Source organism: Niveispirillum sp. SYP-B3756 (genome assembly GCF_009495745.1).
In the GTDB taxonomy this organism is placed as follows: domain Bacteria; phylum Pseudomonadota; class Alphaproteobacteria; order Azospirillales; family Azospirillaceae; genus Niveispirillum.
Genome location: NZ_WIDQ01000026.1, coordinates 1 through 14,803, shown reverse-complemented (window position 1 = coordinate 14,803; position 14,803 = coordinate 1). Strand labels below are relative to the sequence as shown.

The 14,803-nt window shown below is 62.5% G+C and carries 12 protein-coding genes; 7 read left to right on the top strand and 5 right to left on the bottom strand.

Features of this window, described 5'->3' with window-relative positions; all coding sequences use genetic code 11:
- Positions 1-82: 82 nt before the first annotated feature.
- Positions 83-874, bottom strand: coding sequence for an IclR family transcriptional regulator (locus GE253_RS24505; protein ID WP_173012825.1), 792 nt, complete (start codon positions 872-874; stop codon positions 83-85).
- 193 nt (positions 875-1,067) lie between these two features.
- Here GE253_RS24505 and GE253_RS24500 point away from each other — a divergent pair, with 193 nt between their 5' ends.
- From GE253_RS24500 to GE253_RS24480, 5 genes are all read left to right on the top strand, one after another.
- Entirely contained in the window at positions 1,068-2,177 is a 1,110-nt protein-coding gene (locus GE253_RS24500; protein ID WP_153206790.1) for an amidohydrolase family protein, read from the top strand.
- Positions 2,178-2,399: 222 nt separating this feature from the next.
- Positions 2,400-4,799 (top strand): TonB-dependent receptor, encoded by a 2,400-nt coding sequence (locus GE253_RS24495; protein ID WP_153206789.1) that lies wholly within the window; start codon positions 2,400-2,402, stop codon positions 4,797-4,799.
- A gap of 42 nt (positions 4,800-4,841) precedes the next feature.
- Entirely contained in the window at positions 4,842-5,840 is a 999-nt protein-coding gene (locus tag GE253_RS24490; protein ID WP_153206788.1) for a TauD/TfdA family dioxygenase, read from the top strand.
- Entirely contained in the window at positions 5,837-7,468 is a 1,632-nt protein-coding gene (locus GE253_RS24485; RefSeq protein WP_153206787.1) for a thiamine pyrophosphate-requiring protein, read from the top strand. The genes GE253_RS24490 and GE253_RS24485 overlap by 4 nt, the downstream gene beginning before the upstream one ends.
- A gap of 119 nt (positions 7,469-7,587) precedes the next feature.
- Entirely contained in the window at positions 7,588-8,907 is a 1,320-nt protein-coding gene (locus GE253_RS24480; protein WP_153206786.1) for an MFS transporter, read from the top strand.
- Between the two features lie 21 nt (positions 8,908-8,928).
- Here GE253_RS24480 and GE253_RS24475 read toward each other — a convergent pair whose 3' ends face one another.
- From GE253_RS24475 to GE253_RS24465, 4 genes are read right to left on the bottom strand one after another with little or no spacing between them, the layout of a single operon-like run.
- Positions 8,929-10,668, bottom strand: a complete 1,740-nt coding sequence (locus tag GE253_RS24475; RefSeq protein ID WP_173012824.1) for an acyl-CoA dehydrogenase — start codon at positions 10,666-10,668, stop codon at positions 8,929-8,931.
- Positions 10,669-10,718: 50 nt separating this feature from the next.
- Entirely contained in the window at positions 10,719-11,150 is a 432-nt protein-coding gene (locus tag GE253_RS24470) for a nuclear transport factor 2 family protein (RefSeq protein ID WP_173012823.1), read from the bottom strand.
- Positions 11,147-11,539 (bottom strand): nuclear transport factor 2 family protein, encoded by a 393-nt coding sequence (locus GE253_RS25965; RefSeq protein ID WP_173012822.1) that lies wholly within the window; start codon positions 11,537-11,539, stop codon positions 11,147-11,149. Before GE253_RS25965 ends, GE253_RS24470 begins: the two co-directional genes overlap by 4 nt.
- Positions 11,540-11,542: 3 nt before the next feature.
- Positions 11,543-12,031 (bottom strand): DUF3237 domain-containing protein, encoded by a 489-nt coding sequence (locus tag GE253_RS24465; protein ID WP_173012821.1) that lies wholly within the window; start codon positions 12,029-12,031, stop codon positions 11,543-11,545.
- A gap of 157 nt (positions 12,032-12,188) precedes the next feature.
- Here GE253_RS24465 and GE253_RS24460 point away from each other — a divergent pair, with 157 nt between their 5' ends.
- Positions 12,189-13,853, top strand: a complete 1,665-nt coding sequence (locus GE253_RS24460) for a CocE/NonD family hydrolase (RefSeq protein ID WP_173012820.1) — start codon at positions 12,189-12,191, stop codon at positions 13,851-13,853.
- Between the two features lie 39 nt (positions 13,854-13,892).
- Entirely contained in the window at positions 13,893-14,375 is a 483-nt protein-coding gene (locus tag GE253_RS24455; RefSeq protein ID WP_173012819.1) for a DUF3237 family protein, read from the top strand.
- Positions 14,376-14,803: the final 428 nt, after the last annotated feature.

Below are 14,803 nucleotides of genomic sequence, written 5' to 3'. Positions count from 1 at the left end.
GGCGCCGGGTATTTTTCCCGGTTCGATCAACCAACTATGCGGCAGGGGAAGGGGAAATTCTGTCCCCCGGAAGGGGGACGCTTCAGCCCTTCGGATCGGGGCGCTGCTTGCGGAAACTCAGCATCTCGCTGAAGGCGGCCGCCTGTTCACGCACATCGGCGGCGACATCCTCGGCCTTCAGCCGGGCATAGCGATAGGCCGGCTGTGTCAGGCCCAGGGAGCCGATCAGTGCGCCGCGCGGACCGAAGACGGGGGCGGCCACCCCCGCCATTTCCGCCGCCTCGCTGCAGAAGAAGGCCACGCCATCGGCGCGGATCTTTTCCATTTCCTGACCCAGGGCCGCCAAATCAGCCGGCGGCTGGTGGGTGATCGGTCCCGGCCCCGCCTCCGCATGGGCGGCGGCGAATGCATCATCGGGCAGAAAAGCCAGGATCGACCGGCCCAGGGAGCCCCAGAACAGCGATAGCTCGGTATCGGGCTCCAGCATGTGACGCAGCGGATGGGGGGTCTGGATGACCTCGACCACCAGCGCCTTATGGGTTGCCGGCCGATAAAGCGTGAAGACCGCCGTTTCCTGCCAGCGGTCCCATAATGTGCGCAAATAGGGCCGCACCAGCGTTCGGTAATCCATATGCTGCAATACGCGGGAGGCCAGACGGAACAGTTCGCGCCCGGCGCGATAGGCCGTCCCCTTTGAGCGTTCCAGCATTCCGGTCCGAACCAGAATCTGCAAAAGCCGGTGGACGCTGCTGATCGGCAGACCCGCCTGTTGGGCCAGGTCTTTCAGGGCGAAATCCCCCTCCTGCTCGGCGATGACGTTCAGCAGCAATATCAAGCGGGCCCCTGATCCCCGTTCCAGATCATCCACCGTCATACCATCGCTCCCCAACCCCGGCTGCTTGTCATCCATCCCCATTCAATGAAAGGGAAGTCGCATCATTCATAAGCAAAAATTCCGTATAATGAAATCATTATTTCTCATAATGGAATCTGCTTGACTTCCCCCGGTGAACCGATAGCCTACAAACCGTAATGACCCCGACAGAGGGTCATACGGGGAGGTGATTATGCCCATCGACCGAAGAGGGTTCGTCGCGGGTAGTGTCGGCCTTGTGGCATCCGCTGTGGGTGCCGTATCGGAAACCCAGGCCAAGCCGACAGCTGCCATCACGTCACAGCAGCATCGCCGGATCGCCACGGAAGAGGCCTGGTCCTTTCCGGCGCATCTGGACGCTCTGGCCGCCCTGGCGCAGGGCAACTGGCACAATCTGGATGTCGAGGTCATCAATCCGGCGGGAGCGCAGGCAACCGAGAGCTTGTACGTCAATCTGATGGACACGCACGGCCGGTTGCGGGAGATGGACCGTCTGGGTATCGATGTCCAGATCCTGTCACTGACGGCACCGGGCGTGCAGCTTTTGCGCCCTGATCGCGCCGTGGCCCTGGCGGAATTGGCCAATGACCGGCTGGCGGAAGTGGTGCGGTCGGCACCCGACCGCTTCGGCGGCCTTGCCTCTTTCGCACCACAGGACCCGGCCGCCGCCGCGCGGGAGATGGAGCGGGCGGTGCGGAAGCTGGGCCTGAATGGCTTCATCGTCAATTCGCATACGGATAATGAGTATCTGGACCAGCAGAAATTCTGGCCCATCCTGGAAGCGGCGGAGGCGCTGGACCGCCCCCTCTATATCCATCCACGCTGCCCGGCTGATACGATGGCGGCCCCCTTCCGGGGAACCCGGCTGCAATCGGCGATCTGGGGTTTCGCGGTGGAAACCGGCACCCATCTCATGCGGATGATCACCGCCGGGGTTTTTGACCGGTTCCCGAAATTGCAGGTCATTATCGGCCATATGGGGGAGAATATCCCTTTCCATCTCTGGCGCAGTGACCATTGGTTCGAGCGGCGACGGGCGGCCTATGGCTCCTCTTTGACGCCTTCAGAAGTAATGAAACGTAACATTCTCATCACCACCAGCGGCGTCGAACATGGGCCGGCCTTGCGCTACGCCATCGAGGTGCTGGGCGAAGACCGGATCATGTGGGCCATCGACTATCCCTATGAAGCGATGGAGCCATCCGTCAGTTTCATGAACAAGGTCGAGATCAGTGAGAAGCAGCGGGCCGCGATTTTCCACGGTACTGCACAGCGCGCCTTTCATCTGCCCCTGCCGCACTGAGTGAACGGGGGCGCCAAGCGTCGCTGCCCCCGGCCGTCTGTCAAGGTCCAGAAACACCGTCCCCGTTGCCGGTTCGCCGCAACGGCGGGGGGAAATTGTCCGAACGGGACGGAAATTCCATTCCACGGATAAGGAAACGGGGCCGACCAGATCGCCCCGATCGCTTACGGAGCATCAGAACAAGCCAACAAAGCACATAACAAAATCAGGGAGGGTAAGCACATGCGGAAATCGTTTCCCACAATTCCCTACGCCTGCACCGGGTGCGGTCTGGCCGCAGCCTTGCTTTTCACCGGCCCGGCCGGTGCGCAGACCGCAGCAGAGGCGGGGTCGAAGCCTGAACTGCTGGAAGAAATCGTCGTCACGGCCCAGTTCCGCGCACAACGCCTGCAGGATACGCCGATTGCCATCACCGCCATGACAGCGGAGATGTTGGAAGCGCGCAGCCAGACCAGCATTGCCCAGGTGGCAGCCCAGGCACCGAATGTCAATTTGCAGGAAGCACCGGCCACCTATGGCCCGTCGATCCAGGCTTTCATTCGCGGTGTCGGCCAGGCGGACAGCACCTTTGCCCTGGAACCCGGTGTCGGGCTCTATGTCGATGATGTCTACTACTCCACCCTGCAAGGCTCCATGCTGGACCTGCTGGATTTACAGCGGGTGGAAATTCTGCGCGGCCCGCAGGGAACGCTGGCGGGGCAGAATTCCATCGGCGGGGCCATCCGGCTTTATTCCAAGCGACCGGATGGCAAGGGCGGTGGCTATATCCAGGGAACCTATGGCCGCTACAAGCGCACCGAATTCCGGGGCGGTGCCAATGTCACCCTTATGCCGGATCAGCTTTTCGCGCGCATCAGCGGCACATCGGTGGAGCGTGACGGCTATGTCACCCGCTACGATTACCGCTGCACCCACCCGACCTCGCCCGTGCGTTCCTTCAACATGAAGGATGATTGCAAGCTGGGAACGGAGGGGGGCAAATCCTATTCGGCGGGGCGTCTCGTGGTGCGCTGGACGCCGGGTGCGGATACGGAGGTGCTGCTGACCACGGATATCACCCGTGATGATAGCGAATCTTCCCCCTCCACCCTGCTTTACGTTGGGTCGACCACGGCCCCCGGATCGCCGACCACAGCACCTTACGTGATTGACGGGGTGCCGTTGGGCACCGCTGCCGGTTCCCCCTTCATCAGCTATTCACCCTACGGTAATTACGCCCTCGACAGCTTCACCAACAGCCCCTATGTCAGTTACGAGAATTACCTGAACTATGCCCCGCGCGACGGCACCGCCCCCTATGCGGCCCCGGCCCGCAACTCCATGGATACATGGGGGACATCGGCCAATATCGAACATCATTTCACCGACAGCCTGTCACTGACCTCCATCACCGCCTATCGCCATTACAACGCCATCTATACCTCGGCAGAATCCTCCCCCATCGCCACGGCGCTGACGGCCAACGATGTGACCCATCAGCAGACGACGCAGGAAATCCGGCTTTCCGGCGCCATTGGCTCACTGGTCAATTTCACGGTCGGCGGCTTTTATCTGGATGCCCACAGCAAGGGCGGATCGCGCGTCCAGCTGCCCACGCTGGAATTCCGCCAGATCGATGATGTGAAGTCGAAGACAAAAGCGGCCTTTGCCAATGTTGAACTGCACGCCACAGAGCAACTGAGCTTTGTTGCCGGTGCGCGCTATACCGACATCACCAAGGCTTTCACCTATTACCGCAACGGCACGCCCGGCAGCATCTATAAAGGGGCGGCACCGCCATCCCTGGCCCCCCTGAACGGTCTGAAAGCCACTTTCAGCGGTGATCATGTCGATTATCGCGGCATTGTCCAGTACCGCTGGACGCCGGATTTCATGACCTATGCCCAGTTCTCCACCGGCTTCAAAAGCGGTGGGGCCAACCCGCGCCCCTTCTTCCCGTCCCAGGCGCTGACCCATAACCCGGAAACGCTGGACGCCTATGAGGCCGGGTTCAAAAGCGAGCTGTTCGACCGTACCCTGCGGCTGAACGTTTCCGCCTTCCAGAACGAATATCACGACATCCTGGTGTCGGTGGCCAATTGCCCGACGGTCCCGGCCACGCCCTGTGCCCTGCCGCTGAATGCCGGTGAGGCGGAACTGCGCGGCCTGGAGGCGGAAACGAACTGGGAGCCCGTTGAGGGGCTGAAGGTCGATGCCTCGCTGGGTTATCTGGATTTCAAATATAAATCCATCGCCCCCATTGCGGCCAGTGCGGGCATCACGCTGGACATGGATGCACCCTTTGTCCAGAAATGGCGCTGGAGCCTGGGGGCGCAATATGAGATCGACCTGGGTGCCATCGGGTCGCTGACCCCGCGGATCGATGTCGCCCATCAAAGCGACTATTTCTCGCAAGCCATCAACCGGCCGCCTTTCAATCGGGTGCCCGGCCGCACGCTGGCCAATGCCCGCCTGACCTACCGTGACCCGGATCGGGATTGGCAATTGTCGCTGGAAGTCACGAACCTGACCGACAAGCTCTATTACGACGGTCTGTTCGACAACCGTGCCTCCACCTATTCCATCCAGGGGCGTCCTGGCCGGCCGCGTGAATGGGCCGTCAGCCTGCGACGCAATTTCTGACCCTACCACCATCCCATCATCCCATCATCCAAGGAGGAAACTATGGAAGCTGCCCTGAAGGCGCAGAACAGCACCGCTTTGCCCAATCACGGGGAAGGCACCGTCGTGGCCGGCCTGCCCATGCCGCGCTTCAACCGCATCCTTGTGGAGCCGATCACCGGCGCCTGCGGGGCCGAAATCGCCGGCGTCGACCTGCGCCAACCGCTGGATGATGAAACCCGGCAGGAGATCATGAAGGCGTTCGAGCATTTCCTGGTCATCGTCTTCCGCAATCAGGATCTGACCATCGACCAGCACAAGGCCTTTTCCGATCTGTTCGGCCCGCGCATGGAACTGCCCCAGGCCCCCACCTATGGCGGCCAGAACGATATGCAGGAGGTGCGGCGCGAGGCGTTTGAGCCCTCCACCGTCGTCCCTTCCTTCGAACATTTCCATACCGACAGCCCGTTCCTGGAAGAGCCGCCGAAATGCATCGTCATGCGGGCGCTGGAAGTGCCGAAATTCGGCGGCGATACGGCCTTTTCCAACGGCTATATGGTCTATGAAAGCCTCTCGGAAGGCTTGAGGAAGCTGTTGGATGGGCTGGATGTGGTCTATTCCGGCCGCGACATCTGGGAACGCAATGAACGGCTGCCGCCGGAAAAGCGCCTGCGCCTGCGCGAAACCCACGGCTTTTCCGAACATGAGCTGGAAAATATCCATCCGGCCGTGCGTATCCACCCGGAAACCGGCCGCAAGGCCCTGTTCGCCACCACCTCCTATTTCCGCCGCTTTGTCGGCTGGAATGACGAGGATAGCCGCGCCCTGGTCAATTACCTGCAGTCGCTGGCCCAGCATCTGCACTTCCATTGCCGGGTGAAGTGGAAGAAGGACACGCTGATCGTTTGGGACAACCGCTTCCTGCTGCATCGCGGCGTGCATGATTACCGTATGGAACGCCGTCACCTGATCCGCACCACCGTGCGGGGCGAGCGGCCGCTGGGCCCGCGTGATCTGGCCTCCCTGGGTCTTTCGGCCGAGAAGGAGACGCAGACGCCATGAGCAAGGTCGGAGGCGTGATCGCCGAAATCCTGCGGCGGGAGGGGGTGGACGTCATTTTCGGCTATCCCCGCAATGCCGTGCTGGAAGAAGCCGCGACGGCCGGCATCCGGCCCGTCATCGTCCGCCAGGAACGAACGGGGGTCCATATGGCGGACGCCCTGTCGCGGATGAGCCGGGGTCGTCGCATGGGGGTTTTCGCCATGCAGCACGGCCCCGGCACCGAAAACGCCTACGGCGGCGTCGCCCAGGCCTATTCGGAATCCGTGCCGGTGCTGGTGCTGCCGCAGGGTTACGCCAGGCGTCTCGCCTTCGTTCCCGACAATTACAATGCCACCGTGTCGATGCGGGGCATCACCAAACATGCCGAGCCGCTGACGTCGGTGGCTGAAGTGTCGAATGTGATGCGCCGCGCCTTCACGCAATTGCGCAACGGTCGGCTGCGCCCGGTGTTGGTGGAACTGCCCAATGATCTGCTGAAGGACGAGGTGCCGGGGCCGCTGGACTATCAGCCCGTGGTGCGCACCCGGTCGGCCCCCGATCCCGACGCGGTGCAGGTGGCCGCCGACATGCTGGTCGCCGCGCAGCGCCCCGTCATCCATGCCGGGCAAGGGGTGCATTGGGCGGAAGCCTATGACGAGTTGCGCATGTTGGCTGAGCTGTTGGGGGCGCCTGTCTCCACCAGCCTGGAAGGCAAGAGTGCGTTTGACGAAACGCATGAACTGGCCTTGGGGTCAGGCGGTGCGGCCATCCCGCGCACGGTGCGGCATTTCCTGGACCGGTCGGACCTGATCCTGGGCATTGGCTGCAGCTTTTCTGAAACCGTGTTCGGCGTGTCTATGCCGGCGGACAAGACCATCATCCATGCCACGCTGGACCCGGCCGATCTCAACAAATCGGTGCGCTGCCAGCACGCGCTGGTGGGCGATGCCAAGCTGACCCTGGCGCTGCTGGTGGATGCCGTCCGTCAGCGCATCCGTGCCCCCCGCGACCGCAGCGCCATTGTGGCGGAAATCAAGGCGGTGGAGCGGGAATGGCTGGCGGAATGGATGCCGCTGCTGACCAGTCCCGACAGCCCGATCAGCCCCTATCGCGTGCTGTGGGACTTGCAGCATAATGTGGATGTCGCCAACACCATCATCACTCATGATGCTGGCAGCCCGCGCGACCAACTGACCCCGTTCTGGAAGTCGAAGGCACCGCTGAGCTATATCGGTTGGGGCAAGTCGACCCAGTTGGGCTATGGGCTGGGGCTGGCCATGGGGGCGAAATTGGCCTGCCCGGACAAGCTGTGCATCAATGTCTGGGGCGATGCCGCCATCGGCTTCACCGGCATGGATTTCGAAACAGCGGTGCGCGAGCGGCTGCCCATCCTGTCCATTCTGCTGAACAATTCCTCGATGGCCATCGAACTGGACATCATGCCGGAGGCGACGAAGCGATATCGCGCCACCGACATTTCCGGCGACTATGCCGCGTTTGCCCGCGCGCTCGGCGGCTATGGGGAGCGGATCGAAAAGGTGGCGGATATCGTGCCGGCGATCCGGCGCGGGATCGACGCGACGCTGCGCGGCCAGCCGGCCCTGCTTGAATTCATCACCACCAAGGAAACCCGCGCTTCGCGGCTTTGATGCGTGTCCGGTTTGCCTTAAGGCATCCTCTCCCGTCACCCCGACTTACGGCGGGGTGACGGGAGAGGGGGCTGTTGCGATTCAACATTAATCCGACAAACCCTAGCAGGAACAGCGTCATGCATGAACAGACGAAGACCGTGGCCGTGACAGGCCCGGCCGCTGACAGCGGCGGTGGCGACTGGGCCCTGCCGACCGTCTACACGCTCGGCTTTCTGACCCTGATTTCCACCTTCAACTATCTGGACCGCGCCATCCTTGGCCTGGCCCTGCCGGCGATCAAGGGGGAGATGGTCGTCTCCGACATGGTGCTGGGGCTGGTGTCGGGTCTGGCCTTCGTCCTGTTCTATTCCTTCCTGGGCATTCCCATCGCCTGGGCGGCGGACCGCTGGAGCCGGCGTAACATCATCGCCATCGGCTTTGGCTTCTGGAGCCTGATGACGGCGCTGACCGGGTTTGTCGCCAGTATCTGGCAGTTGGCCATCGCCCGTTTCCTGATGGGGGCGGGTGAGGCCTGCGGGCTGGCGCCGTCCAATTCCATGCTGTCGGACCTGTTCCGCAAGGAAAGGCGGCCGCTGGCCTTTTCCATCTTTGGCACATCCTCCGCGCTGGCCTTCATCGTCTTCTTTCCCATTGCCGGCTGGGTGCTGCAACATCATGGCTGGCGGGCCATGTTCTTCGTGGCCGGCATTCCGGGCATCGGGCTGGCCCTGCTATTCGCGCTGACCGTGACGGAACCGGCGCGTGGCGCCAAGGAGGGGGGAGGGGGCCGGAATGTGGCCGTGGGCTTCAGGGAGACGGTGGGTTTCCTGCTGGGATCGCGCGCCTATCTGGCCATGATCGCCGGGGCCATGCTGATGGGCGCCAACCTGTTTGCCGCCAGCGCCTGGACGCCCACCTTTCTGCAACGCGTGCATGGGCTGACCATGCTGGACATTGCGTCCAGCATCGGGCCCCTGCGTGGTGTGCTGGGGGCGGCCGGAGTTCTGGCGGGGGGCCTGCTGATCGACCGGTTCGCCAAGCAGGATGACAAGCTGCGGGTGCGGTTGCCGGCCGTGGCCTGCCTGCTGGTCGGGCCGGCAGAGGTGTTGATGCTGTTGGGGGAATCACGGCTGGCCTGGATGACGGGCTATGGGCTCAGCAGCTTTCTGACGCTGATCCATCAGGGGCCGATCTTCGCTGCGGCGGTCAGCGTGGCGAAGGTACGGATGCGGGCGGTGGCCATCGCCATCCTGGTCTTCTCTGCCAGTATGCTGGGCCAGGCGCTGGGGCCCTTGTTTGTCGGCGCCTTGAACGATCTGCTGGCACCGGCCTTTGGTGCGGCGGCCATCCGCTATTCCATGCTGATCCTGGTTTTCACCGCCATCGCTGCAGGCCTGCTGTTCTGGATTGCGGGTCGCTGGATCGAAGTGGATGGACGGCGGGCACAGGAAGGCTGATGCCCGCCGGTCCGGACAGGCTCACGCCCAGGCAGACAAGGGGGGCAGCAGGTGATCCCCCTGGCAGACAAGCCGGGCCGATGCCGGCACCGCCGCCAGATGCGTCCAGCAGAAGCTGGCGGCCAGAAAGCCGATATCTGCCGGTGTGGCGGGATCGGGTTCCAGGCAGGCCGCACGCAGCAGCAGGGCACCCCCCAGGGTCCGGCCCAGCATGTCCAGGAAGGGGGTGGCGGCTGCAAGGCGTTCACCCTCGCTGCGCTGTTCTGCCAGCAACCAGCCGACACTCTGGATAATGGCGTCCAGCGCCCCCGTGAGCAACGGCGCGCAGTCCCGCAGCAGCGGGGTTACGGCGGCTGCTGCCATCGCGGCATCGCTGCGCAACTCATCAATCAGGGTCATGAGCGCCGTTCCACCGGCCTGCACGATTTTGCGCTGGACCAGATCAATGGCCTGGATGCCGTTGGTTCCCTCATAGATGGCGGTGATACGGACATCCCGCCAATACTGCGCCACCCCTGTTTCCTCAACATAGCCGGCACCGCCATGGACCTGAATGGCGGTGGAAGTAACGGCAATGGCGCTGTCGCTGCAGAAGGCCTTGACGATGGGGGTCAGCAGCGAAGCACGCTGCTGTGCTGCCTGACGCTCTGCCCCCTCTGCTGCGCCATGCGCGCTGTCGATGGCCAGTGCGGCTTTGTAGGCGATCAGGCGGATGACCATGGTGCGGGCCCGCATGTCGGTCAGCATCCGGCGCACATCCGGATGGGCAATGATGGGACCGGGCGGCATACCGCGCTGCGGGCTGCCCTGGCAGCGCTGCCGTGCATAGGAAAGCGCGGCCTGGGTCGCCCTTTCGGCCACCGCCACGGCCTGCAGCCCGGTTGCCAGCCGGGCCCGGTTCATCATGGTGAACATGCAGGCAAGCCCCTGATGCTCCCGCCCGATGATCCAGCCGATGGCCCCTTCTCCTTCACCGAACGCCATGGTGCAGGTGGGGGAGCCGTGCAGCCCCAGCTTATGTTCGATCCCCAGGCACTGCACATCATTGCGCTGTCCGGGCCTGTCCCCTTCACCCAGCAGCCATTTCGGCACCAGGAACAGGGACAGGCCCTTGCTGCCGATCGGGGCGTCGGGCAGGCGGGCCAGCACCAGATGCAGGATATTGTCGGTCAGGTCATGTTCACCATAGGTGATGAAGATTTTCTGCCCGAACAGGCGATACTGCCCATCGTCCCCACGTTCGGCGCGCGTGCGGATCAGGTTCAGGTCTGATCCGGCGCCCGGTTCGGTCAGGGCCATAGTGGCCATGCAGGTGCCTGCAACCAGCGGCCCCATCCAGCGTTTGCGCAGGGCATCATCACCATGTTCCAGCAGCACCTCCATGGCGCCCTGGGTCAGGACGGGGGCGAGGCCGAATGCCATGCAGGCCGATGTCCAGGCTTCCATCAAGGGGGCGGCCACGCTGACCGGCAGGCCAAGGCCACCCCAGTCTTCCGGCACATCGACATTATTCCAGCCGCCTTCCACCCACTGGCGGTAAAATTGCACAAAGCCCGGTGGCATCACCACCTGCCCATCGGCGTAGCGTGCGCCCACCCGGTCGGCGATCGGGTCCAGGGGCAGCAATTCCGCCTCCGCCAAGCGTGCCGCAGGCCCGATCAGATCGGCCAGCATGGTGCGGGTGTCGGTGGGGGTGCCCACGACGTGAAGGGCGAACAGCATATCCTGCTGCGCAATCTGAAAGCTGCTATTATTGGTCATGATGCTACCCGAAGGGCGCGGGCTCCCTGCCATTGTCTACCAGAACAATATCATACCGGGTCGGCGCGTCGTTTCCAGACCCGGCGGAACACAGCGGCGCGAATGCGGCTGAAATGGTCCCGGTCAATGTCGTAGAAGGCGAAGCTGTTAATATACATCCGGTCGCCCTGTCGCAGCGGGCTGGAGGTGAAATCCGGCACGTCTGTGACAGCCAGGAACTCCGATTCCAGTTCGGCGGCCAGTCGCGTCTCGCTGGCGAAGCAGTCCAGTACCGTAATGGTCCGCCGGGTCACGCGGCGAATGTCGGTATAGAAGCGGACGATTTCCTCCCGTCCCTGCAATACCCGCCCATTGCCGATGGTCAGGCGGATATTGTCGGCATAATAGGAACAGGCGGTGGCAAAATCGCCATCATTGAAGGCGGCGATGTAGCGGGTGAAGGCGGCGGTGGCATCCGGCGCAAAGCGGCTGGGCTGGGTCATGGGGTTGCCTTGCAGGGGGCGGCACGGATGCGTGTGAAGCGGCCGTCGGCAATATCGCAGATCACAAAGCTGACCATTGCCCTCCGCTCCCCTGCGGCAAGGGGGGCGTCGGGGAAATCCGGTACATCGCTCAGCGCTTCCAGCGCCGTGCTGATTTCTGCCGCGATCCGCCCCGGCCGGTCGACATAGCCCAGCAGGTCCAGCGTGCGCCGCACCCGGCCCTGCCATTGCCGGTGGAAGCCCATCAAAGCTGTGGCGGCGTGATGCTCCACCGCCCCGTCCGTCATATGCAGGTCCGGGGCGTAAAACGTGGCCACCCGCTCCAAATCGTCGCGGTTCAGGGCGTCAATATAATCATCGAACCATTGTCGCTGGTCGAACGCGGCCATGGCTCACAGCACCGCGTAATAACGGAACAGCGAATGATCGGGCTCATCCTCCGGCGTCACCTTCGGCCGGCGCTGCCCCACGCCCACAATGACCGTGCGGTTCAGCCATTCATGCGGCCCGTCCGGCGCCCGGAAATAGGGGGTGCAGCGGAAATAAGGCGTTAGCGGCGGATAACCCGGCCTTTGCAGGGGGCCATGCACATAGCCCAGATTGCGGATATAGATCAGCGCCCCGTCATCGGTCTGGATCATGTAATGGGCATTCAGTTCGACCACGCCGTCGGCGCGGACCACGGGCCAGTCAGCACCGCTGTGATCCACCAGCGTGCCGTTCAGGCGGGGGCCGCTGACCTTGCAGCCTTCCCCAATGGACGTGTAGCCGTGGTTGGGACCGCCCTGGTGAATCGCCCCCGTCATCCAGCGGCGGTCGAAATTGATGCGGATGTCGAAAACATGCTCATACCGCAGGGCCAGCGGATCATTGTCCGTCATGTGATATCCTCCCGTCACTTGTTGAGAAATCAATATTATCATCGATCCGCCCTTGCAAGGGGGTGATTTTCAATTATGATGATTAATCAATAAATGGTGGGCGGCGGCCATGGACCCCGCCCGAACAAAGCCAAAAGAACAAGGGACGGAGACGGAGATGCCCGATGCGGTGGAACTGAAAATGCTTGCCGGCCGCGACCCGGCCGCAAATCCTTATAAGCCGCCCCTGCCGCCGAAGGATTATGCGCGGATCATCGAAGATGGGTTGGTGTTTGACCGCAACCTGCCGGTCAGAATGCGCGACGGCGTGACGATCTATGTTGATCTGTACCGCCCGGCGGGGGAGGCGGGGGAGCGCGACTTGCCGGTGCTGCTGGCCTGGAGCCCCTATGGCAAGCATGGCAAGGCGGCCAATCTCTGGCCGCCGGCGGGGATTGAGGCGGGCTGGAATTCCCGCCACACCGCGTTCGAGGCGCCGGACCCGGCCCATTGGTGCCCTCATGGCTATGCCATCTGCTATCCCGATCCGCGCGGGGCCTGGCTTTCCGAAGGGGAATTGCGGCACAATGGCATTGGCGAAGCGGAAGATTGTTACGATCTGATCGAATGGCTGGGGGTACAGCCCTGGTGCAATGGCAAGGTCGGGATGACAGGCGTCTCCTATCTGGCCTGCATCCAATATCTGGTGGCACCGCTGAAGCCGCCGCATCTGGTCGCGCTGAACCCGTGGGAAGGCTTTTCCGACTGGTATCGGGAATTTGCCTATCATGGTGGCATCCGCGAGACGAACTTCGTCGAGCGCGCCACCATGAGCCTGAACTGGTCCACCACCCGCACAGAGGACACGGCCGGCAATGTGAAGGCCCATCCGCTGATCGATGCCTATTGGCAGAGCAAGGCGCTGGATCTGGAAGCCATGGATCTGCCCACCTTCATCGTGGCCAGTTGGTCCGATCATGGCCTGCACACGCGCGGTACGTTGGAAGCCTATAAAAGGATGGCGTCTGACCGCAAATGGCTGCTGGTGCATGGCCAGAAGAAATGGCGGCATTATTACATGCCGGAAAATGTGGCGCTGCAGCAGCAGTTCTTTGACCAGTTTCTGAAGGGGAAAGATACGGGCGTGCTGCACTGGCCGCCGGTGCGCCTTCAGGTGCGGGACAGGGGCAGCGATGGCCCCTTCCGGGAGGAGACAGCGTGGCCGCTGGCACGCACTCTGTATCAACCGCTCTATCTGGATGCATCCACCAGCAGACTTGAGGCTGCCCCCGTGGTGGGGGAGGGGGAAGCGCGCTATGATGCCCAGACGGGCCAAGCGCGCTTCGACATTGTTTTTGACCGGGAAACCGAACTGACCGGCCATTTCAAGCTGCGCCTGTGGGTGCAGGCGGATGGGTCCGATGACATGGACCTGTTCGTCGGGCTGGACAAGATCGATCGGTCGGGCGACCGGGTGCCCTTCACCTTCTATGCGCTTTATGATGACGGGCCGCTGGCCCTGGGCTGGCTGCGGGCGTCGCACCGGGAACTGGACGAGGACAAGTCCACCCCCTGGCAGCCCGTTCACCATCACGAAAGGGAAGTGCCCTTGCCCCCCGGCACCGCCGTTCCCGTGGAGATCGAGATCTGGCCGACATCCGTGCATTTTGCTGTGGGTGAAGGGCTGCGCCTGACGGTGCAGGGACGCGACATCTATGACCATGACCGCTATGGCCTGGCCTTCGCGCGGCATGACGATCTGCGCAACCAGGGTGTCCATCTGATCAAAACGGGCGGTGTGTATGATTCACACCTGCTGGTGCCCGTGATCCCGGCCGTCTGAATATATTCTCTGCCACTCCCAACAGACAAGGAATTGAAAGTGACCGCCCCTCATCCCTTTGCCCCGCGTTTTGAATTTGCCTTTTCCATCGGCATCACGCTGACCAAGCCCCATTGGCTGCGGCCCACGACCATGGGGGCGACGCGTGCCGCCATTTATGCCGCAGAGGGAACCGTGGAAGGGCCGGGGATCAACGGGCGCGTCGTGCCGATGAGCGGCGGCGACTGGCCGCTGCTGCGTCCCGACGGCGTGATTGATTTCGATGCGCGTTATCTGTTGGAGCTGGATGATGGCACGATCATCTATCTCCAGAACCGGGGCTATCGCTGGGCCTATAGTCCGGAGGTGGCGGAACGGATGTCGCGCAATGAGCCGGTTGACCCGTCCGATTATTACATGCGCGTCTCACCGAAATTTGACGTGCCGGCGGGCCCTTACGACTGGCTGGGCAAATATGTATTCGTTGGTGTGGCCGAGAAAATTCCCGGTGCCAACCGTATCCATTATTTCAAGATCTTGTAATCTTCTTTCGCGGATCGGCAATGGTCGCCAGCGTGTAAATGGTGGTGCCCAGGGGCCATAATGTCGGCGCAGTTTTCTTGCGAGGGGAAAACTGCGCACCCTGTCCGAATCTTGTTCGTTGCCTTGCTCATGATGTCCCCATCCTCTCATGAGTTGGAGCCGCCGACAATCCCGGCAGGGTTCAGACCGGTCCCGGCGCGCTTGCGTCGCTGGGGCGCCGCGCGCCGGACCTCGGTCGCGCTTACTTACCACCATTTAGGCAATCAGATCACCCAGAACGCAACACTTCTAGAATTGCCATAAATTTCCATAATTATCATTATTGATTTTTATGCTGTAGGCGCAAAGTTAAAATGTCAGTCCTGAGCAAGATAGAAATGTCAGTCTCTGGATCGGTTTTGGCCGGTTTTGGGGGCTGTCATGGGCTG

What these genes read in the sequence shown, in the direction of transcription:
- GE253_RS24505 (WP_173012825.1), bottom strand. Translation starts at nt 874, where the DNA reads ATGACGGTGGATGATCTGGAACGGGGATCAGGGGCCCGCTTGATATTG.
- GE253_RS24500 (WP_153206790.1), top strand. Translation starts at nt 1,068, where the DNA reads ATGCCCATCGACCGAAGAGGGTTCGTCGCGGGTAGTGTCGGCCTTGTG.
- GE253_RS24495 (WP_153206789.1), top strand. Translation starts at nt 2,400, where the DNA reads ATGCGGAAATCGTTTCCCACAATTCCCTACGCCTGCACCGGGTGCGGT.
- GE253_RS24490 (WP_153206788.1), top strand. Translation starts at nt 4,842, where the DNA reads ATGGAAGCTGCCCTGAAGGCGCAGAACAGCACCGCTTTGCCCAATCAC.
- GE253_RS24485 (WP_153206787.1), top strand. Translation starts at nt 5,837, where the DNA reads ATGAGCAAGGTCGGAGGCGTGATCGCCGAAATCCTGCGGCGGGAGGGG.
- GE253_RS24480 (WP_153206786.1), top strand. Translation starts at nt 7,588, where the DNA reads ATGCATGAACAGACGAAGACCGTGGCCGTGACAGGCCCGGCCGCTGAC.
- GE253_RS24475 (WP_173012824.1), bottom strand. Translation starts at nt 10,668, where the DNA reads ATGACCAATAATAGCAGCTTTCAGATTGCGCAGCAGGATATGCTGTTC.
- GE253_RS24470 (WP_173012823.1), bottom strand. Translation starts at nt 11,150, where the DNA reads ATGACCCAGCCCAGCCGCTTTGCGCCGGATGCCACCGCCGCCTTCACC.
- GE253_RS25965 (WP_173012822.1), bottom strand. Translation starts at nt 11,539, where the DNA reads ATGGCCGCGTTCGACCAGCGACAATGGTTCGATGATTATATTGACGCC.
- GE253_RS24465 (WP_173012821.1), bottom strand. Translation starts at nt 12,031, where the DNA reads ATGACGGACAATGATCCGCTGGCCCTGCGGTATGAGCATGTTTTCGAC.
- GE253_RS24460 (WP_173012820.1), top strand. Translation starts at nt 12,189, where the DNA reads ATGCCCGATGCGGTGGAACTGAAAATGCTTGCCGGCCGCGACCCGGCC.